Genomic DNA, 23,240 nt, shown 5'->3' with positions numbered 1-23,240 from the left:
TATTTATTAGTTGTAATAAAAATGTATTTTTTTTGTTTAAAAGATACTGATATATTAAATTTATCTTAAAAACTTAATATTTATTACAAAAATGCAAATTAATTTTACTATAACTGATGATCAAAAGCATACAGAGACAGGCCCTATTCAGGTGGGGTGGTTTTTAACGGATGATAAGGCTTCAATTCTTTTTAAACCACCATATCGTATGCGATCACAATCCCAACAAAAGCATGCAAAATCTGCAAGTCGTTGTCCAGCTGTACTTCAACTAGAAAGTCGTTATTTTGTGATCAATTGCCCATTTGATTTTCACTTACGTTTTGAACGAGATAAAACAGGAAAACCAGCATTGGTAAATGTATTGGGTGATGCTTCACCTGTGCGCGCTAACAAATTACGAGAGTTGTTGGCGCTTGTAAATGAAAATGAATGGCGTACGCCTAATGTTCCGATTCTTCAACTAAAACTCCCTTATTGTTTTGTAGCGGATGAGGTGGTGTATATCACCCAGTTAGATGCTTTTGGGCATTACAGAAAACATTCTTTACCTGGGACGATTTTTGGTGGGCGTTTTCCAATTCATATATGGCCTAGACCATTAATGTGGGCTTTTGAGTGGCATGATACTTCTAAAGATTTAATTTTAAAACGGGGTGAGCCTTTGTTTTATTGTCAGTTTGATGGTTTTGATCCATCACGAACAGTGAAATTAGTTCAAGCGGAAAAGACATCTGAATTAATGCAGTATATGGAACAGATTTCAGGGGTGGTGAATTATATGAATCAGACTTTTTCGCTGTTTAGTGAGATGGATAAAGTGAGACCAGAAAAATTAATTACTATGAAATGGGATTAATAATTTATATATTCACACAATTTAAAAAGGCATTCTTATTTTATGGATAATATTAAACATTTTTTATTTTTATTTTTATTTATTATTATTTTGGTAAAACTAGTAGTATTGCCAGTTAATGAATTTTTTATTTTACCAAATTATCTTGAATATAAGGCTAAAAATATTAAAAATATTAAAAAAGGATATGCTTGCTATAAGGGTAAATATAAAACTAGAAGTGGTAATTATGTTTATGAGTATGTTGTAGATAATACAGGTATGACAAGTTTTTCAGGCCTAAAAGTTAGATTCCCATTTTTATATAAGAGAGGAGAGTTTTTTAAAAAAATAGAAAATAATAGTCAAAAATGTATTGATGTAAATTATGTTGAAATAAATTATTTTTTTATCAAAAAAAAATATATTTATGATTTTATTTAAAAATATAAAGGTGAGATATGAGTAGAATTGGTGGTTTTTTAAACAATAGAGAGAAAATGTTTGAAGCTAATAATGCTGGTGGAGATTTATCTTCAACAATAAGTGCAATAAATAATATTTACTCTGAACTTAATAATGCGAATTCTGGTAATAATAGAGAGGCTTTTAGGTCTTTTTTGTTATTAGTTCAAGATGTTATTGATTTATTTCCGAATAGTAATAATTTAAATATAGCTAATAATTTAGTTAGGGTTGTAACACTTTCAGATAGATTGGCTTTAAATGTTAATGATTATATTGATACGGTTACAATAGGGTCATCTAAATATAACAATGGATTTGTAAAAAAAACATTAGTTTTGGATATATTTTCGGATGCGACGGCTATATTTTCAGAGTTATCGAAATTTACTAGAGCGAGTCCTTTAGGTGTTGTAGTTAATGTGTTTTCAATGCTTTTTGCAGCTATAAGCAATGGAATGAATTTAGCACCTGAATGGAATGATAAACAATTAATACATAAAGATGAAATTTTAAAACTATTTTTAGATGGGGTTAGTTTTGTTTTAGATAGTTCTGTAGAATTACTTCAACCGATAATATCAACTGTTGAAAACTATATACCAGATGGATTAAACCCCTGGGCTGGAGATGTTATTGTTTTAATAGATGATAAAACTGGTGGTAATGATATAAAAGGAATTTACAATAGAAAATATACAATTTTTGGAAATGACGGTAATGATATCTTAATAGGTAATAAGTTAAATGATTATCTTGATGGTGGAGCTGATAATGATTTTCTTTATGGAGGTGAGGGAAATGATGTATTAATAGGTGGCTCTGGTAGTGATGAACTTTATGGCGGTGCTGGGGATGATGTCCTAGTTGTCAGTGAAATCGATACTAGTTTAACTAGTGCTGAAAATGCAGCTAAATTAGATCAAGTTGGCAATAAAGCATATGGTGGAAGTGGTAGCGATAACATTTATGGGGGAAATGGCTCAGATGAACTTTATGCTGGTGATAAAGACAATGACCCTAATGATGCAGGGACTATAAACAAATTATATGGTGGTGGAGGTGATGATTACTTATATGGTGGTGCAGGTAATGATTATCTTTATGGGGGATTAGGATCAGATCGGCTGAGTGGAGGAGATGGTAATGATTCACTTTATTTAGCCAGTGATAGTGATCCAGCTAAAATTGCATTAGATATCAGTAAAAATTATGCAGAAGGAGGAGCCGGTAATGACACCATTCATGGTAGTGATGGGGATGATTCAATTTTTACATCCGATATTAATGATGATGCCATTGATAAAGGCACAATAAACTATGCTTGGGGATATAAAGGAGAAGACTATATCCGTGGTGGGGATGGTAAAGATTTTCTCTATGGTGGGGATGATGTAGATACACTATTAGGTGGAAATGGAGATGATAAGCTTTATGGCGGGAAAAATGGAGATACTTTATATGGTGGTGAAGGTAATGATGAGCTATATGCTGGTAGACAAAAAGATGATCCTTTAGATACTGAAGATAACTATTTATACGGTGGTAAAGGGGACGATATACTTTATGGAGGTAAAGGTAATGATACTTTAAAAGGTGGTGAGGGATTTGATACTTATAAGGCTTATTATAAAACTTTAGTTAATGATGAGGATGGAAAAGGAATACTTTATTATAATAATAAAAATTTATTGGGCGCAGAAATGCGTTATAAATCTGATAGCTTATCGCCTCCTCCAGCTCTTGATTTCATTTCGAAAGGTTATGATATAAATGATAAATCAACTGGTGGTGGAAGACTATCCGTAATATCTAGTGGGAAAGACTGGGTAAGATACATTGTTTTAGGTGATATCAATTTTAAATATAAAGAACTAACTACAGAAGCTTTAGATACAAGAAGTAAGGATGATACAGATTTAGGTGTAAGATTTTATGTAACTGTTTATAAAGATGGATCAGAACCACCACCTCCAGAATATCCAAAACCTAAACCTCCATTAGCTCCACCTCCTATTCCTCCTACAAAATACGATCCATTAGTATTAGATTTAAATCATGATGGAAAAATTAGTACCACTCCACTTGGGACTGATGTTTATTTTGACATGGATGGAAATAGTTTCGCTGAAAAAACATCTTGGGTTCAAGCAACAGATGGTTTTGTTGTTCTAGACTTAAATGAAAATGGTAAAATTGATAATGGAAAAGAATTATTTGGAACAGATACGATTTTACCTGATGGCAGTAAAGCAAGTGATGGTTTCAAAGCATTAGAACAATATGATTCAAACAAAGATGGTCTAATTAATGGTAGTGATTTAATTTTTCAGAAATTAAAGATATGGAAAGATATTAATCAAGATGGAATTTCACAAAGTAATGAATTATTTACATTATCTAGTTTAGGTATAACTTCAATTTCATTAAGTAATCAATTAATTAATTCATTAGATGAAAATAATGTTATTCACACAAATAAAGGAAGTTTTACACAGACAGTAGTTGAAAATGGTATTACTCAAATAAAAAGTGGTTTAGCTGAAACTTTACTTTTTGAGGTAAATACTTCAGAAACAGTTTGGCAAAACCCAAATGAAACAGTTGAAAGTATTGATACAGATATTTCAGAGCTTCCTGATTTTCCTGGTTATGGTTCTGCTACATCGTTACACGATGCAATGCAATTAGATTTGACAGGAAAACTTAAAGAACTTGTTAGTGCATTTAGCGAGACACCTTCTGATCAGCAAGTATTATTAACTCATCAAATTTTGTATTTTTGGACAAATAAAAAACTTTCAACGGCAACTGAAGTAAAAAATATTTCGAGTATTGAAAAATTTGAAATAGTTAAAGTGATTTATGGTAAAGAGCTTGAATGGAAAAATTGGAATCCAGGAAATGTTAATGATTTAGATGGTTATTTCCAAAAAATATTATCTAGTGCTTATGTCCAGTTATTAAGTCAAACAGTTAAACAGGACTGGATTGATTTAGTCGCATTTCAAGAAGAAAGATTATATGAATCATATGATCCTTTTCCACCTTTGATTCAACCACCAGCTGGTGGGTCTGGTTCGTCAAGTGGAAGCGTCTATATACCTAATAAAATATACGCAACTACATGGGATAGCCTAAAGCCTAATAAATATGTTGAAAATGTTCTAAATCCTACACAGGTTAGGGAAGTGAGTTGGACTCTAGTTAATACGACTTGGCATGGTGACTTTAGTTTAGCAATTAAAGGGTTGATGAATTTATTCTTTATGGATTATGAGGTTGGTAAAATTGAAATTGAACAATTTCAATTTATTGTACAAGGTTTAGATCCTAATTCACCAGTATTGTATAAGGAACTAATAGAACAGTTTACTTTAAGTGCCCAATCTATTTTAGATGAGAATATACGAGATTTATTATTGGAATCTGTGTTTGTATTAGATGATTCAATCACTGGTACTAATGGTAATGATAAAATTAAGTCATGGGCTGGCGATGATAATATAAATAGTTTGGGGGGGGATGATATTATTTATGCTGGAATGGGTGATGATATTGTTAATGCAGGAGATGGTGAAGATATTGTTTATGGAGGGGATGATAATGATAGATTATCAGGTGAAAATGGTAATGACCTTTTAAATGGAGATTTAGGGAATGACACTTTATATGGTGGTGAAGGAAATGACACTCTTATCGGAGGAGTTGGAAATGATTATTTAGATGGTGGATCAGGTAATGATACATATATCTTTAGCCTGGGTGATGGTGTAGATACTATTCGTAGTTATGATAATACCAGTAATAAATTAGACCAAGTTACATTTAATGAAGGTATTGCACCTGAAAGTGTAAGCTTAAAACGTGTTGGCAATGATTTAATCATTAAATATTCTGAAAGTGATCAAATCAAAGTCGAAGGTTATTTTGATGCAAATGGTCCTACAGCATATCGTATAGATCAAATAGTTTTTTCAAATGGAACTAATTGGAATGTAGATTACATTAAAAATCAAGTTTTAGTTCCAAGTGATTCTGTAGATATAATTCAGGGCTATAGTAGCAATGATCAGCTCTCTGGATTAGCTGGGAATGACCAACTATATGGAAATGCTGGTAATGATACTTTAATAGGTGGAACGGGTAATGACTATTTAGATGGTGGATCAGGTAATGATACATATATCTTTAGTCTGGGTGATGGTGTAGATACTATTCGTAGTTATGATAATACCAGTAATAAATTAGACCAAGTTACATTTAATGAAGGTATTGCACCTGAAAGTGTAAGCTTAAAACGTGTTGGCAATGATTTAATCATTAAATATTCTGAAAGTGATCAAATCAAAGTCGAAGGTTATTTTGATGCAAATGGTCCTACAGCATATCGTATAGATCAAATAGTTTTTTCAAATGGAACTAATTGGAATGTAGATTACATTAAAAATCAAGTTTTAGTTCCAAGTGATTCTGTAGATATAATTCAGGGCTATAGTAGCAATGATCAGCTCTCTGGATTAGCTGGGAATGACCAACTATATGGAAATGCTGGTAATGATACTTTAATAGGTGGAACGGGTAATGACTATTTAGATGGTGGATCAGGTAATGATACATATATCTTTAGTCTGGGTGATGGTGTAGATACTATTCGTAGTTATGATAATACCAGTAATAAATTAGACCAAGTTACATTTAATGAAGGTATTGCACCTGAAAGTGTAAGCTTAAAACGTGTTGGCAATGATTTAATCATTAAATATTCTGAAAGTGATCAAATCAAAGTCGAAGGTTATTTTGATGCAAATGGTCCTACAGCATATCGTATAGATCAAATAGTTTTTTCAAATGGAACTAATTGGAATGTAGATTACATTAAAAATCAAGTTTTAGTTCCAAGTGATTCTGTAGATATAATTCAGGGCTATAGTAGCAATGATCAGCTCTCTGGATTAGCTGGGAATGACCAACTATATGGAAATGCTGGTAATGATACTTTAATAGGTGGAACGGGTAATGACTATTTAGATGGTGGATCAGGTAATGATACATATATCTTTAGTCTGGGTGATGGTGTAGATACTATTCGTAGTTATGATAATACCAGTAATAAATTAGACCAAGTTACATTTAATGAAGGTATTGCACCTGAAAGTGTAAGCTTAAAACGTGTTGGCAATGATTTAATCATTAAATATTCTGAAAGTGATCAAATCAAAGTCGAAGGTTATTTTGATGCAAATGGTCCTACAGCATATCGTATAGATCAAATAGTTTTTTCAAATGGATCAATTTGGGATATTGATGTAATTAAAGATAAAGTTCTTGGCGCGACAGAAGATAACGATGTCATTCAGGGCTATAGCAGCAATGATCAGCTCTCTGGATTAGCGGGCGATGATCAAATATATGGTAATGCTGGAAATGATACTTTAATTGGTGGAATTGGAAATGATTATTTAGAAGGTGGATCAGGAAATGACACCTATATCTTTGCCCCTAATTTTGGTCATGACATTATCTATAATTATGATAATTCATCAAATCGCCAAGATGTCATTCAATTTACAGATGGCTTAGTTCAAAGTAATTTCACCTACCGTCGAGAGAGTGATAATCTCATTATAAAAACACTTGATGGTCAGAATAGTATTACTGTTCGTTATTACTTTAGTAATGATGCAGCAGGAAATTATCAGATTGATTTAATTAAATTCTCAGACAATACAGTTTTAAATGTAGAAGCTATTAAAGCTCTAGTGCTCATAGGCACAGATGCTTCAGAAATATTACAAGCTTATGCTACAGGTAGTGAAATATCAGCAGGTGCAGGTGATGACATCTTGTATGGTAAATTCGGAAACGATACTTTCTATGGAGGGGATGGTCAGGATAAATTGTATGGCGATGCAGGAAATGACTACTTAGAAGGTGGGGCAGATGCTGATGAAATTTATGGTGGATCAGGTGATGATCAGCTTAAAGGTGGTTCAGGCACAGATCGACTAGAAGGTGGTGATGGTAATGATCAACTCTATGGCGGTTTAGATAATGATGAATTATTTGGTGGAAATGGAAATGATATTCTGAATGGTGGGGAAGGAAACGACAATTTAGAGGGTGGTTTTGGTAATGATACTTATATTTTTGCCCCTAATTTTGGTCATGACATCATTTTAAATTATGATTATTTAGAAAATCGCCAAGATATTATTCAATTTACCAATGGTTTAGTTCAAAGTAATTTCACCTATCGTCGAGAAAGTGATGATCTCATCATAAAAACACTTGATGGTCAGAATAGTATTACTGTTCAAAATTATTTTATTAATGATGCGGCAGGTAACTATAAAATTGATTTAATTAAGTTCTCAGACAATACAGTTTTAAATGTAGAAGCTATAAAAGCTTTGGTACTTATAGGTACAGATGCTTCAGAAATATTACAAGCCTATAAGACAGGTAGTGAAATATCAGCAGGTGCAGGTGATGACATCTTGTATGGTAAATTCGGAAACGATACTTTCTATGGAGGGGATGGTCAGGATAAATTGTATGGCGATGCAGGAAATGACTACTTAGAAGGTGGGGCAGATGCTGATGAAATTTACGGTGGATCAGGTGATGATCAGCTTAAAGGTGGTTCAGGCACAGATCGACTAGAAGGTGGTGATGGTAATGATCAACTCTATGGCGGTTTAGATAATGATGAATTATTTGGTGGAAATGGAAATGATATTCTGAATGGTGGGGAAGGAAACGACAATTTAGAGGGTGGTTTTGGTAATGATACTTATATTTTTGCCCCTAATTTTGGTCATGACATCATTTTAAATTATGATTATTTAGAAAATCGCCAAGATATTATTCAATTTACCAATGGTTTAGTTCAAAGTAATTTCACCTATCGTCGAGAAAGTGATGATCTCATCATAAAAACACTTGATGGTCAGAATAGTATTACTGTTCAAAATTATTTTATTAATGATGCGGCAGGTAATTATAAAATTGATTTAATTAAGTTCTCAGACAATACAGTTTTAAATGTAGAAGCTATAAAAGCTTTGGTACTTATAGGTACAGATGCTTCAGAAATATTACAAGCCTATGAGACAGGTAGTGAAATATCAGCAGGTGCAGGTGATGACATCTTGTATGGTAAATTCGGAAACGATACTTTCTATGGAGGGGATGGTCAGGATAAATTGTATGGCGATGCAGGAAATGACTACTTAGAAGGTGGGGCAGATGCTGATGAAATTTACGGTGGATCAGGTGATGATCAGCTTAAAGGTGGTTCAGGCACAGATCGACTAGAAGGTGGTGATGGTAATGATCAACTCTATGGCGGTTTAGATAATGATGAATTATTTGGTGGAAATGGAAATGATATTCTGAATGGTGGGGAAGGAAACGACAATTTAGAGGGTGGTTTTGGTAATGATACTTATATTTTTGCCCCTAATTTTGGTCATGACATCATTTTAAATTATGATTATTTAGAAAATCGCCAAGATATTATTCAATTTACCAATGGTTTAGTTCAAAGTAATTTCACCTATCGTCGAGAAAGTGATGATCTCATCATAAAAACACTTGATGGTCAGAATAGTATTACTGTTCAAAATTATTTTATTAATGATGCGGCAGGTAATTATAAAATTGATTTAATTAAGTTCTCAGACAATACAGTTTTAAATGTAGAAGCTATAAAAGCTTTGGTACTTATAGGTACAGATGCTTCAGAAATATTACAAGCCTATGAGACAGGTAGTGAAATATCAGCAGGTGCAGGTGATGACATCTTGTATGGTAAATTCGGAAACGATACTTTCTATGGAGGGGATGGTCAGGATAAATTGTATGGCGATGCAGGAAATGACTACTTAGAAGGTGGGGCAGATGCTGATGAAATTTACGGTGGATCAGGTGATGATCAGCTTAAAGGTGGTTCAGGCACAGATCGACTAGAAGGTGGTGATGGTAATGATCAACTCTATGGCGGTTTAGATAATGATGAATTATTTGGTGGAAATGGAAATGATACCCTCAATGGTGGTGAAGGAGATGACACTCTTATTGGTGGAATTGGTGATGATATCCTAAATGGTGATCAAGGTGATGATTTACTCAGTGGAGGTGCTGGGAATGATATTTACCGTTTTAATCTAGGATGGGGAAATGATCAAATCCAAAATGAATATAAAAATAATAATGAAGTCGATATAGTTGAATTCATTGGTATAAACCCAATGGATTTGGTGATTCGAAAAGTTGGTCAAGATATGGTGATCACTCACCGAACAACTGGTGATCAGCTGATTATTCAATCTCAATTTGAGCAATATGGTTATAACAAGCCAATACAATTTATTCATTTCGATGATGGAACAAAATGGAATCTAGATGATCTAAATGTGCAGGCGGTGAAAGGTACTGAGTTAGACGATGTTATTGAAGGGACTACCGATCATGATGTTATTCATGCTGGTGAAGGTAATGATATTGTAAATGGTAGCCAAGTATGGAGTGAAAACCCTGAATTACAATATTTTGTTTATGGTGAAGCAGGTAATGACATCATTAACGGTTCTGGTTATTTAGACGGCGGTATTGGTGATGATGAAATCACAGGCCGAGGACATTTACTCGGTGGTGATGGAAATGACGTCATTACAGGTAATGGAATACTGGAAGGGCAAAATGGAGATGATATTCTTTCTGGTCAAGGACGCTTATTTGGTGGTAATGGAGATGATCAACTTACATTGACAGAACTAGGTAATGATGCTGGTTACCTTTCAGGTGGTGATGGAAACGACACATTGACAGTCGATGTAAATCGGAGGGTTTTTGTGGATGATTATAATCGCAGTGAGTTCGTTCAAGATGCTGATGGCTACCATATTCCAATCGATGATGAACTAACAGAAGCACAACGCGCTGTTTATATTGAAGGTGGAAAAGGTAATGATATCATCAATGGATCATTTGGTGATGAAGTCTATCTATTTAATCTGGGTGATGGCCAAGATACGATTATCGAACGCCAAGCTGGACAAAATTATAATAATGTCGCTGTATCTTTTGATGTGCTGAGATTTGGTTCAGATATTAACGCTACGAATATTAGCTTACATCGTCATGGTGCAGATTTAGTTATAAAGCACAGCAATAATTTGGATCAGGTTACTATTCAAAATTATTTCAATGGTGGTCACTATAAAATTAATGAAATACAGTTTGCTGACCAAACTGTCTGGAATAATAGTTATATTGAAAATCATGTTACTTATCATGGAACTGCAGGAACAGATGAAGTTTGGGGGTATCGAGATAGTAATGAAATCTTTGAAATGGATGCTGGCGATGACAAAGTATACGCTGGTGCTGGTAACGACATTATCTATGGTCGAGTAGGCAACGATACTCTGTGGGGGCAAGCAGGGAATGACACTCTTTATGGTGGCGCAGGTGCTGACTATTTAGAAGGGAATGAAGGGGATGACACACTCTTCGGAGATGAGGACAATGATACCCTTTATGGTGGTGACGGAAATGATACCCTCTATGGTGGTCAAGGAAATGACATCTTAAGAGGTGGTAATGGTTTAGATACATTAGATGGCGGTGCAGGTGATGATAAATATTATTATTATCTCACAGATGGTGCTGATATCATTAACCAAACAGGTGGTGGTACAGATGTATTATGGTTGATGGATAATGGTATCACTCGTGATCGCATTAGTTTTAGTAAAATTGGCAATGATCTAGTTGTTACAATTGACCAAAATGCCAATCAAACCGTTCGGATTGTTGACCATTTCTTAGGTGGAGAGAAAGCAATTTCCTCAGTTCAAGCCAATGGGCAATCACCAATCACAGCCAAAGACATAGATGGAATTATTAAAGCACAAGCTTATGGTGGTTTATACGATACAGTTCTTGAAGGCACAAGTGCTTCAGAAACAATCAATGGAACGTCAGGCAAAGATTTAATTCAAGGATTAGATGGCAATGACACCATTTGGGCACAAGCTGGAAATGATCGATTGGAAGGTGGTGCTGGTAATGACTATCTTGATGGTGGTGCAGGTGATGATTCTATTTATGGTGGAATTGGAAATGACACACTCATCGGTGGTGCTGGAGCAGATATATTAGATGGTGGTGCAGGTGATGATAAATATTATTATTATCTCACAGATGGCGTTGATACGATTGACCAGACTGGTGGTGGTACAGATGTGATTTGGTTGATGGATCAAGGTATTACAGAAGATCGCATTAAATTCACAAAAGAAAATAATGACCTACTGATTACAATTGATAATAATGCAAACCAATCGATTCGAGTGAAAGATCATTTCTTAGGTGGTGAAAAAGCAATTTCATCAGTACAACCAAATGGTGGATACACAATTACTGCTGCGCAAATCGCCACAAAAGTAAACGGTTCTGGAAGTGGTACAGAAATGCCGAATCCTGCTGGAGACACGACATATAACTATAGCAGTGGTGCATTAACCATTACTGAAGTTTCTGGTACAGATAAAGTGGTGTTTGCTAGTGGAATTACGATGAGCCAAATCAGCTCTAATTTAACCAAATCAAGCAACGATCTACTGATTAAAGTAAATGGAAGCACAACAAATGTTGTGACAGTTAAAAACTTCTTCCTTGCTGGTAATTATTTAGTTGAAACATTCCAAACAGCGGCAGGTGAACAACTTACAGCTAGCCAAATCTTTACAGCATTTGGATTAACTATGCCAGAGACTGGTGGCACAACCAATGCAACTGGAGATACGACCTATAATTACAAGTCAGGTGATTTAACTATTACTGAAGTTTCAGGTAACGACAAAGTTGTATTTGCAAGTGGTATTACTTATAGCCAAGTGGGTAACAATCTTACTAAATCAGGTAATGATTTAATTATCAAAGTAAATGGAAGTGCGACCAACAAAGTCACGGTAAAAGACTTCTTCCTTGGTGGTGATAAATTGGTAGAAGTATTCCAATTAGCTACAGGTGAACAACTCACTGCGAACCAAATTTTCACTGCATTTGGATTAACTATGCCAGGGACTGGCGGCACAACGAATGCAGCTGGAGATACGACCTATAATTACAATTCAGGTGATTTAACCATTACTGAAATTTCAGGTAATGACAAAGTTGTATTTGCAAGTGGTATTACTTATAGCCAAGTGGGTAACAATCTTACTAAATCAGGTAATGATTTAATTATCAAAGTAAATGGAAGTGCGACCAACAAAGTCACGGTAAAAGACTTCTTCCTTGGTGGTGATAAATTGGTAGAAATATTCCAATTAGCTACAGGTGAACAACTCACTGCGAACCAAATTTTCACTGCATTTGGATTAACTATGCCTGGGACTGGCGGCACAACGAATGCAGCTGGAGATACGATCTATAATTATACTTCAGGCGATCTAACCATTACTGAAGTGTCTGGTACGGATAAAGTTGTATTTGCGAGTGGCATTACATTTAGCCAAGTGGGTAGCAATCTCACTAAATCAGGTAATGATTTAATTATTAAAGTGAATGGAAGTGCAACCAACAAAGTGACTGTGAAAGATTTCTTCCTTGCAGGTGATAAATTGGTTGAAACATTCCAACTGGCAACAGGCGAACAGCTAACTGCAAGTCAAATTTTCACTGCATTTGGATTAACATTACCAAGTACTGGTGGTGAAACACCAAATACTAATGCGGTAGGAGATACAACCTATAACTATACGACTGGTGTTTTAACCATTACTGAAGTGTCTGGAACAGATAAAGTGGTTTTCAAAAATGGAATCACCTTTAATCAAATTGGACAATATCTTAACAAGTCTGGAAATGATCTGATTCTTAAACTGGATGGTAGTAATGCCAATAAAGTGACAGTAAAAGACTTCTTTTTAGGTGGTGCTAAAGTTGTTGAAACCTTTGAGTTTGAAACAGGTGGTTCATTGACTGCTGGTCAAATCTTTGGAGCATTTGGTTTAACAATGCCAACAACAGCATCCTCTAGCCGTATTGCATCGCCAATGAGTTTAACTGAAGGTGCTAATATGGATGTTGCAGCAGAAAATACATTGAACCAATCGGAAGAATCAAAATTGGTAAGTGATGAACAAGCTGCTAACGAGTTATTATCATTATTTAATGTTCAAAATATAGCGATTAATGGAAATATTATCGATGCACTTCCTGCTGTGCTGGCACAAACAAACCAATCGAATCAAGTTGAATATTCAATTTCTAGTAGTGTTCATAACCAACCTAATATTGGAAAACTTTCCAATTTATTGAATGGTTCAAAATCATCGGCAATTGATTTATCTAAATTGATTGGTGACATTGAAAATTCGAATGAAATTGAAAGTAATATTGGACATCAGCTAGTAAATGATTTCAGTCGGGAATTATCCACAGAAAAGGATATAAATATATTGAATCACAAAAATTGGAATGAACTTATTCATGTCAAACCTAAAGATTCTTATTTAGAAGATATGTTGATTAAGTCGGAAATTTTGTATTGATATTAAAGATTAAATGAGTTATCACTCATTTATTCGACTAAGTCTCACCTTGAAAAAGATTGAGAATATTCTATTTAGGATCGAGTTAAGCTCTTAGCTCGGTCTTTACTTTCTCATGAAGAAGCTCGGAGAGTTTTATTATAAGAAAGTTAACCTGCTGTCTTATGAAGACCTTCCTGATGAGGCTGAGCTTCAATTTAAGATTGTGTATGAGAAAAATCAAAAAGAGCGTTGAACAGCCACAGATTTTGTATACACTCTTTAGTTAGATAAAATGGCTAATTAACGAGTGATCCTAGAAAAAATAATGGACACATAGTCCCTCTAAAGATAACGTAAGGTTAACTTTGGAGATGTAAAAATAGCTAAACGCTTTAGTCCAGAATTTAAACAGCAAGCAATTGATTAGGGACTGTTCTAAATTTTGTGTAAGTACTTAATTTTCATTTATCCTGAAAAGGATAATTACAAAAGGTACTTCACATGCATGAAGCACCAATCAAAAGTATGGCTGCTGAATTGGCTAAAGGTCTAAAAACACCAGAAGACCTAAACCAAATGACAGCCATATTTAAAAAGTTCATGATTGAAACTGCACTCAATACAAAGCTTTCAGATCATCTTGGTTATGAAAAGCATCAGCCTAAGAAAGGCTCAAATAGCCGTAATGGTTTTAGTTCTAAAACCGTTTCAACTCAAGATGGGCAACTGGCTTTAGATATTCCCCGTGATCGAGACGGTTCATTTGAGCCACAAATTATCAAGAAGCATCAAACGCGCATTACCAATATGGATGACCAAATCCTTTCACTGTATGCAAAAGGAATGACCAATAGAGAAATTGTCGCATTCTTCAAAGAAATGTACGATGCAGATGTCTCAGCATCACTCATAAGCAAAGTTACCGATGCTGTGATTGAGCAAGGACTAAGTGGCAAAATAGAGCATTGGATAGTCTGTATCCTGTCGTCTATCTCGAATGTATTGTTGTAAAATTCCGTCAACATTCCAAAGTGATTAACAAATCTGTATACCTTGCTTTAGGCATTAATATGGATGGTTAGAAAGAATTGCTGTGAATGTGGATCGCTCAGACAGAAGGTGCCAAATTCTGGCTATCCGTCATGACAGAACTCAAAAATCGAGGGGTACAGGATATTCTTGTTGCCTGTGTAGATGGGTTAAAAGGCTTTCCTGATGCCATAGCCTCTGTTTATCCTTATACGGACATTCAGCTGTGTATCGTGCATGTTGTACGCAATAGCCAGCGATTTGTAAGCTGGAAAGACTACAAGGCTGTTACAGCTGGTCTTAAAGTGATCTATCAGGCAAGTACAGAGTAAAATGCATTAAAATCTCTAGATATCTTCTGTGATCAGTGGAATCATTAATATCCAAAAATTGGAGAATCCTGGCGAGCTAATTGGGAGAATATCCGTACAATAATTAGCTATCCAGCTGAAATACGTCATGCGATTTATACAACCAATGAAATTGAATCGTTGAATAGCGTGATCCGCCATTCAACCAAGAAGCGAAAGATCTTCTCGTCAGATGATTCAGTCAAAAAAGTCATTTACTTAGCAACAACCAATGCTGCTAAGAAATGGACAATGCCAATTCAAAATTGGCGTTTGGAGATGAATTGGTTTACGATTCACTTCGATGATCGATTAAAAGATCATTTATAAAAAATGGAACTTACACAAAATAATTTACAGGCTCGGCCCATCAAAAGATGGTTAAGTGTATCTAGAATTTTAGTGGCTATTCAAACTCAACAGCTTTCATTGTTTTACCTGATCTTTTTATACTGTTTCTATGGCGTAGTCTATATTTAACATCATTTTAATCGACCATTTTTTCAAAATTAACAGGATATCTAATAGTAAAATCTTAAATGAAAATAGCCATCTATGTGAGATAGCTATTATCATACATTGCTAACAGATACCACTTAACACGCACTTGGGTGGTAAGTTTACAGTTGTAACAACTGCGAGCTCTGATAGGCTACAAAATTATTATAACCTATTCTTTGTATATGAGTTAAATGTTTATTCTCTTAGTGAAGATACGAGTGAGCCAAGCTTTAAAATAGTTTGAGTCCTTTAGTCTCAATACATCATCTAGCTTAAATAGTCTAATTTTTATATCAGTTTTGCTCATATAATAGTCTTTGATCAGGCCTTGTGTATGTAGATTGGTTATATGCGAGTGCCTCATCTCGAAGATGGTGCTAGCTTCAGCCCCTGTCAGAGTTGGATTTTAAGTCTCTATTTAAAATAGGGCTATAACTAAACAGCCCAATTTTTTTAAATGGGCTATTTACTTCTAAAATAATAATTTCTTATTTGGTATACATCTGTTTTTTTAAACATTCTAATTTTTTTATCTGCTTTGCCAAAATAATAGGGTGATATAAGACCTTGGATCTGTAAGTTAGTGATATGAGAGTGACGCATACCAAGTAGTGAACTAGCTTCAGCACCTGTTAGATATTCTTCTTTCAATTTAATGATTTCATTCAGTTGGCTTCTTTTAACAAGTTTCCAATAAACTAAATCTTTAATTTCTAAAAAGCCTGTTTTACACCAATATTGATGGATCCAATTTTTTGTGCAATTGAGTTGCTCAGAAGCGATTTGAATCGACACATACTCTTTGTTTTCAAGTAGATTCTTTAGTGAGTTTAGCGAAATACGATTAATTTTGATTGGAGACTGGTAATCATTATAGCGTTGAAGAATCCCCGAGTGAGTCAGACTGGCGACTTGATTTGAACTGATATTTAATTGTAGAGCTGCTTCTTTCAATGTGAAAAAATCATTATTGATTGTGGTCTTTGAACCTTTATTTTTTCTCCCAGTTTTTGTTGGATATTTTTCAATCTGACCTATGTGCGCTTTAGTAATATTTTGAATAGAGTCTCTAGAAAAAATATTTATGGGTAGCTTATCAAAATGAGGGCCACTTATTGGTTTGATTCCAATACTTATCATTTTTTCTACAAAATTTACTGGGTTGACATTTAATGTTTTCGCAAGAGTTGTTGCTATTACATACTTTTCATGAAAATTTTCCAATTTATAGAAAGGAATGAGTATAGGTGTTGCATTTTTCTTATTATCGTCATTGAGCCAATGAGATTTAGCTAATCTTCTCATTGTATCAAGATTTGTCTCTAGAATTTCAGCAGCCAATTTTACCGTTACTGTGAGTAATTCGTTTTGATTAGTAGGGATAGGAATAGGGTGATATTCTGCATTTAAACGTCTTTCTCCAATTAAAAACAATTCAATATCAGTACTATAGATAAGTGATTTGTCATGAACATTCTCAGCAAATTTTAGCAAATTTTTAATTAAGAGGTGTTTTAGTTTAAATCGTCCAATATCAAGTAATAGTCTTGACTCCTCTAATGTTAAGTAGATTTTTTTACTTTTAGGATTAAGTCTATATGGAATACAAGTTTTCTCAATATTTACAAGATAATTCTCATTAAACCTAACGGTTTTAGCTTCTTTGTAAAATGGTAATAACTGAATTTTTGGGTGAGCTAATTGTATTCTACTGTTAATCCAGTTGCTCATGGTGATAACGGAGTTGGCATTATTTACAAAATATTCGTGTACAATTTTTAAGTAACGTTCATCTGATTGGGGTTCGTCTAATGCTGAAAACTTTTCTAACGCAAACCAAAAAGATGAAAATTCTTGAAATAAGTCATTAGAGTTTTGATTCAAAATATAGATAAACCAATGAATCAGAAAGTTTTCTGCATAGTGCGTTTGTTGAGCTTCTCTTAAATCAGAAAAGCATTTTGAGCATTTTACGATAGATCCTGACTGTAGCTTAATAGCATGTCCACATTTGTAACAATTATCTAAGAGTAAAATAGAATGAATGGGACAAGAGTAAATGGGTCTTAACAGCCATATTTTCCTGAAATATGGCTGTTCTTTTAGGCATTGTGGGCAATATGAATAGCTTTTGGATTTAAATAAATTACGATCAATGTTCACATTTCTATATTTTTTGGGAGCTCGGCTCGTTGATTTATCACGCTCAAAAGCAAGATCAATATAATGGGGGCTGAGGCTTAAAGCCTGTAATGCAAGTCTAAATCGGTTTGTGTCAATGAATGTGTAATTCGGGGATGACTTACTCAAAAAGCTAAATTTTTCTTTCCCAAATAATTGATAGACTGAAGTGTGACCGTTTAATTCAGCAGTTCGAAGCAAGTAACTTGTAGCTGATTCGTCTGGATAAGGCGTTGCTTCAATAAGAAGTCTTATGTTCTTATTCATATTTGACCTCTTACCTTCACCGCTAATTGTGATAGTGACATTTTAAAAGGATCAGAGTTTAGCTTAGAAATATAGTCAGTAATTCCTAATTGCCAAGCGGTACTAAAATCACTTTTATTGATAATTAGCCTTCCTTCATTTAATGCATTAACAATACTTTCTCTGATCAGACTAATGGTGTAGGAGTGATAACCTAGAGTAGCAGTGTAAATTTGCATACCCATGAGTGGATTGTCGAGAGGTGGTGAAAATGTAATATTTTGCTGTGCCATTTTACGCGCGATTTCACTTAGAAATGCGTAAATTGTGCCATGACCTTGAGGGGATTCAATGTAAAGAGGATTTAAGGTATATATAAATGGAAATCTACGGGCTATTTGGCTATCAACTTGTAATAGTTCTGCAAACTCAGGAAGACCGACTAAGCAAAAGCTAATTCCTGTTTGATTAACGAGCGTTTTTAGCCAATTTCCTATGGTTGCATTCATTCGTGTATATGACTGTTTACGTTCAAATAAATGATGAAACTCATCTAGAAATACGAGCTTAGTTTCACACATTCTGAGTAAATAACTTAATCTATCTGTTAAGTAGGACGTAGTCCCATTATTATAAGTTGGATCACCTAATTCGTGTAGCATAGTTATTGCCAGCGATTTAATAGTGGCTGGTGAAGGAACTTCAACATAAAATGCTGGAATGATCGTTTTTTTGTGGTCTTCTTCTATTTTAGTAGATTTAGGCATTTGGCTGACAAGCGCTTTACACAACGTCGTTTTTCCTAAGCCTCCTTTTGCCAAAAGCATACTTCCTATTGGTTCTTTATAAGCTATGCTTCTTTTTACACAGTCCTGTATTCCTTTAAAGGCATTCATAAATTCATCTGAAGTGACCACAATATTATTAATTGAGCTAATTTGTTCAAAATAGTTATCAAATTTTTCCATTTTTTATTACCTCTATTGATCCAAAGCTTAGATTGTTTTTTTTGTTATCATGTAATGTCTCAATATTTGGATCATCCTGAGTTATTGCAATAGACGATAAATTCTTTTCTATTTTTTGAAGCATGAGAGGAAGTTCAAGTTTTATCGGTTTTAACTTTGGTCTACTCTTAATTATATCTGATTGAATTTCATGTAAAAGTTTATAGAGGCCAAATAATTCTGAAAACTTTCCTAGTTTTTTTTGATCTAATTGAGACAGTTGTTTTTTTCTTTTTTGGACCTCTAGATGAATTGTCCTTGATAATCCAGAGGTGTAGTCTTGGTTGGTAGATTCTGCTTGTATGACAACATTCATATCTTTTGGATCAATGATATAAACTTCATTTAGGTCAAGATCATCAATGAGTACTGTGACTTTCTTAATACCTTTTGCTTGTAAAGTAGTTAATGCGTGAGAAAAATAACTTAATCCATCAACTTGAACTTGCCCATGATGAATTGTACGTTCAATGGGTCTTCGACATAAAATTTTTGCATCAACTTCAGAAATATGACTCGGTTTGATGTCTGTAATAGCATCTTGCCATATGACTGATGGTGAGCGACCAGTCATGCTATGAATTGAGCAGTGATAGACATCGTTGATCCATATATCGATATACTTTTTTAGCTGTTCTATTGTAAATTGAACATTTTTGGTAGAGTTGTAGCTTCCTCTATCTGATGGATTTGAAAAGGTTGTTCCTGGTAATTTTTGAATAATGCTGTGCGTAAGAGTGTTAAAAAACCTTTCAATGTGTGGTTTATTATTAGGTGTACCAATTTGAGAAGGTGTTAAAGTAATTTTTAAATGATCACAGACTCTTGCAAGCGAATTATTTTTAAATTCGACTCCGTTATCTGGAATAATAATGCTAGGAATACCACCAGGTAAGCCCTGATATGGTCGAGTAACCATATCTTTTATGACTGCTAGAGTGGTTGTTGCACTTGGTGGATACATGCTTATATACGTGCCTACGATTGCACGAGTGTAGACATCAATTGCACATGCTAAAAAAGGACGACCAAGAGAGACGTTTGTTTTCGGATCGATCACAATAACATCGAGATAATGGGTATCAATTTCGACCATATATAAGGCAAAAGGGCTAATAATACTTTTACCTGCTGCTTGAAACGATTTTTTGGCTATACGACCTCCTTTTTTAGCTTTTAAAATCAGGTATGGATCAAGCTTTTTGATATGCCTTTGTATACATCTGAGACTAGGTAAATGAATAAGAGCAATTCCTTGTTCTACTAATTTACCAATCATAATGGCACGAACATCTTTGCTCGTTCGAAATTCTGATTTTAAATAAACCTCATCAATGGTTTGATTTAGGATTTGATAAACTTCAGGTGGAAAACGTAATGAATGATTTCCCTTACACTCATTTTTTAAGAAAAGTTTATTGTGAGAATAGCTTTTGTATTTAAAAATCCATCTTGCCACTGTTCTAGGTGAAGGAGGGGATTTATCATTTAGCGAAGTCGCAATTTCTTTAATTAATGGTGAGAGTTGGTCAAAGCTTGTAGGGTATTCTAACTGCTGAAGTGCAGATAAAACATAGCGTTCTTTTCGGTGGATGTCCTGACTAAATTGAGGATTTAGAACTAGCTTTTCGGGTGCAAAGCTACATATGATTTCACCAGATTTATATCGACTCTCAAATTCATTGAGATCTAATGTACATATTTTACCTCCTATCGTTGCAGCATAACGAATTGTATTTAATGCAATTGAGGCTATTTCAAAAATATAATCTGAATGTTCTGCAAAATAAAAGCGATATCCAGGTTGAGGGAGAAAAAGTGCATTTTCCATATTAAAATTTTCCTTGATTATTATATTGAGACGGGCACGTGTCTAATTTTTGGTGAAAAAAAAGATAATCACCAAGTTCTTGTTTGAGACCGATTGACTCAAGCTCTTGATAAACTTGAATCAGATTTTCAAGTTGCTTTGTTTTTAAAAGATTTAAGGCTTGTTCAATTTCAAATTTACTCCAATCGAAGCGATGTCCTCTTTGATACCAGTAAAGCAGTTGCTGGAGCTGATTCTCTTTAGGAAGTTCAGTTTGATCGATGAGTTTGAATGTAATTCCAATCGAGCTGAGTAATGTTGCCAGTCGATCGAAACGGATATATTCATCTAAAGCTAAGGATGCAACAGAAGGTTTTACCTCATGGACTTCATAAGAGCCATCAATTGTCTGTATTAGAAAGTCTGGATAACAATAATTTTTTTGAAAGAGTGTGATTTTTAAAGCTTGAGATCTGTAGTTGATTACAGTGGAATTTCGCTCAAGACAAACAGCATGGGCTAGCTCAAGACGACTTTCTGTGGGAATGGCTCCACCGCATTTTTTGCTTGGAAATAGGGCAGTTCTACGACCATAACAGCCTTGAAAAATTTTGCGCTGACCGTGAATGGTTGCTGCAATATTTGGCTCAGTTGCAAAAGCCATTTTAATTTGGTCAAAAATATAGCGATGTAGATTATTTTGTTCAGTGCTCAAATTAGGGTACATAAAGTATCTCCAGTATTTCTGAACACCCTAAATTTAGGGTGAGTGAAATTTCTTGTTGCTTAAAAATTGACAACAAGGCTTGACTGGTGACTAAATACAAAAGATACTTTGAGTACCACGTCTTTATACTTTTTGTATAAAGTCACCAACGGATTCTTTCTAGAGTCCGTTTTTTATTTGTCAATTTATTTTTATGACATTTTTTCTCCTGTAGCTTTTAAAGCTTTTTTATTTAGTTAAGGCATCATTGCGTAAAGTTGCGAGTAAATGAGCAACATCTTTTACTAATGCATATTTCCCACGCCGGTTTTCAAAAGTAAAAATTGGAATTGGTACAGTTTTACGTGTTAAGGCTTGCCGAAATGCTTCAGTAGATTTGTAGCCTAAAGCTATTCTCAAATCATCATCAGTTATAAGAGGACCATGACGATCAAATAGTATTTTTTCGATCATTTCAGCATTAACAGAAATAGAATTTTGCATATCGGTTTGTCCTAACCTGTCACAACAAAAGCATATATCTTCTTAATAAAAAATGGTAGAAGTGAAGATATAGCTAAAGTTTCCTCTAATGAGTTTGCCTAAGCTTTTAATTTAACTAGAAAAAATAATATGAACTTATGGGTGAGGATGAGTTTCCGCATATGCAAACTAAAAAAAGAAGTAAACAATTGAGAAGAGATTGGATCGACGTTATCCGAACAGCTATTTGGTATGCATATATTGAATCAAATTTTTCACATGCTACTAGCTACCAAATAGAAAAGATTATTGAGCCTGAAGCTTTTGTAAAAGATAAAAATTACTTTTACCATCATAATAAATGGGCAAAATATAAATTGGGAAAGCATACGCCTGAAATTGAGCTTATTGATAAAGCAAATCAACATGTAAAGGGGACAGCCAAGATTCTAAACCATGTTCTATGGGAGGCGATTAGAGGGCATAAGCCGATGAAATGGTTTATGGATAATGGTGTAAACCAACTTTCTTGGGATGTTCAACGAATTATTTTTAAGAGCGTGAATGGTCAAATGGAATTAATTTCCGTTTCAAAAATTAGAAAAGAATTAAGAAGAATAGAACGGTTATCAAGTTTTGATGCATTAGCTGCATTGATTATTTACTTAAGAGTTGCGGATGATCAAAATCAAAGAGAAATTGCTTTAAGTATAGGACAGTCAATTTATAGAATATTACTGGTAATGTGTGTATTTTCACCTTTAGCACATTTTAGTTATGGGTTAGCTTTTTTGATTTACCTATATGTATTTCCACTTTGTCAGAGTGAAATGAGACAATATAATAGTAAGGATATTGATGATTTTTCTGATAAATGCCAAAATTTAAATTATGCTCTATTAGTGGCTGAAGATAGAAATATTATCGATGTAGAGAGGAAAGGGATAAGTAAAAAAATGTATACTGATTTTCTATTTGATATTCAAGATGGCAAGCGTGGTTTTGAAGTGAAGCGTTTGTTTTTACCGACCTTCTAAAAGACGGATAATAGAATAGTCAAAAGCCTAGGTTTA

General features: G+C 34.2%; 9 protein-coding genes and 1 pseudogene. 5 read left to right on the top strand and 5 right to left on the bottom strand.

Annotation, left to right across the window (positions count from 1 at the left end):
- Positions 1-91 precede the first annotated feature (91 nt).
- The 4 genes and pseudogenes from CQZ96_RS09825 (at position 92) to CQZ96_RS09810 (ending at position 15,563) form a co-directional block, all read left to right on the top strand.
- Positions 92-859 carry a hypothetical protein gene (locus tag CQZ96_RS09825; protein ID WP_004819286.1) on the top strand — a complete coding sequence of 256 codons (768 nt, stop codon included), beginning with the start codon at positions 92-94 and terminating at the stop codon, positions 857-859.
- Between the two features lie 42 nt (positions 860-901).
- A complete protein-coding gene (locus CQZ96_RS09820; protein ID WP_004819288.1) occupies positions 902-1,282 on the top strand; it encodes a hypothetical protein in 381 nt (126 codons plus the stop codon).
- A gap of 17 nt (positions 1,283-1,299) precedes the next feature.
- A complete protein-coding gene (locus CQZ96_RS09815) occupies positions 1,300-13,872 on the top strand; it encodes a calcium-binding protein (protein ID WP_178283374.1) in 12,573 nt (4,190 codons plus the stop codon).
- Positions 13,873-14,355: 483 nt separating this feature from the next.
- A pseudogene (locus tag CQZ96_RS09810) lies at positions 14,356-15,563 on the top strand (IS256 family transposase).
- A 633-nt stretch (positions 15,564-16,196) separates the two neighbouring features.
- Here the strand turns inward: CQZ96_RS09810 and CQZ96_RS09805 are convergent.
- The 5 genes from CQZ96_RS09805 to CQZ96_RS09785 form a co-directional block, all read right to left on the bottom strand.
- Complete coding sequence (locus CQZ96_RS09805) at positions 16,197-18,182, bottom strand: TniQ family protein (RefSeq protein ID WP_004819297.1); 1,986 nt, start codon at positions 18,180-18,182, stop codon at positions 16,197-16,199.
- Positions 18,179-19,129 carry a TniB family NTP-binding protein gene (locus tag CQZ96_RS09800; protein ID WP_004819300.1) on the bottom strand — a complete coding sequence of 317 codons (951 nt, stop codon included), beginning with the start codon at positions 19,127-19,129 and terminating at the stop codon, positions 18,179-18,181. The genes CQZ96_RS09805 and CQZ96_RS09800 overlap by 4 nt, the downstream gene beginning before the upstream one ends.
- Positions 19,116-20,999: a Mu transposase C-terminal domain-containing protein gene (locus tag CQZ96_RS09795; RefSeq protein WP_105713249.1), complete on the bottom strand. Its 1,884-nt coding sequence runs from the start codon at positions 20,997-20,999 to the stop codon at positions 19,116-19,118. Before CQZ96_RS09795 ends, CQZ96_RS09800 begins: the two co-directional genes overlap by 14 nt.
- A 1-nt stretch (position 21,000) precedes the next feature.
- On the bottom strand, positions 21,001-21,705 hold the full coding sequence (locus CQZ96_RS09790; protein WP_004819304.1) for a hypothetical protein: 705 nt from the start codon (positions 21,703-21,705) through the stop codon (positions 21,001-21,003).
- Between the two features lie 228 nt (positions 21,706-21,933).
- Positions 21,934-22,188: a hypothetical protein gene (locus CQZ96_RS09785; RefSeq protein WP_004819306.1), complete on the bottom strand. Its 255-nt coding sequence runs from the start codon at positions 22,186-22,188 to the stop codon at positions 21,934-21,936.
- Between the two features lie 161 nt (positions 22,189-22,349).
- Between CQZ96_RS09785 and CQZ96_RS09780 the strand changes: the two genes are divergently transcribed.
- Complete coding sequence (locus CQZ96_RS09780) at positions 22,350-23,204, top strand: hypothetical protein (protein WP_035371110.1); 855 nt, start codon at positions 22,350-22,352, stop codon at positions 23,202-23,204.
- Positions 23,205-23,240 lie beyond the last annotated feature (36 nt).

Origin of the sequence: Acinetobacter sp. MYb10 (assembly GCF_002980175.2) — a bacterium.
Lineage (GTDB): Bacteria > Pseudomonadota > Gammaproteobacteria > Pseudomonadales > Moraxellaceae > Acinetobacter > Acinetobacter guillouiae.
Note: the sequence above shows the minus strand (reverse complement) of the source record. Positions and strands in the feature narration are given on the sequence as shown.

Coding starts and splice junctions, on each gene's coding strand:
- CQZ96_RS09820 (WP_004819288.1), top strand. CDS start 902: ATGGATAATATTAAACATTTTTTATTTTTATTTTTATTTATTATTATT.
- CQZ96_RS09795 (WP_105713249.1), bottom strand. CDS start 20,999: ATGGAAAATGCACTTTTTCTCCCTCAACCTGGATATCGCTTTTATTTT.
- CQZ96_RS09785 (WP_004819306.1), bottom strand. CDS start 22,188: ATGCAAAATTCTATTTCTGTTAATGCTGAAATGATCGAAAAAATACTA.
- CQZ96_RS09805 (WP_004819297.1), bottom strand. CDS start 18,182: ATGAATAAGAACATAAGACTTCTTATTGAAGCAACGCCTTATCCAGAC.
- CQZ96_RS09825 (WP_004819286.1), top strand. CDS start 92: ATGCAAATTAATTTTACTATAACTGATGATCAAAAGCATACAGAGACA.
- CQZ96_RS09780 (WP_035371110.1), top strand. CDS start 22,350: ATGCAAACTAAAAAAAGAAGTAAACAATTGAGAAGAGATTGGATCGAC.
- CQZ96_RS09790 (WP_004819304.1), bottom strand. CDS start 21,705: ATGTACCCTAATTTGAGCACTGAACAAAATAATCTACATCGCTATATT.
- CQZ96_RS09815 (WP_178283374.1), top strand. CDS start 1,300: ATGAGTAGAATTGGTGGTTTTTTAAACAATAGAGAGAAAATGTTTGAA.
- CQZ96_RS09800 (WP_004819300.1), bottom strand. CDS start 19,129: ATGGAAAAATTTGATAACTATTTTGAACAAATTAGCTCAATTAATAAT.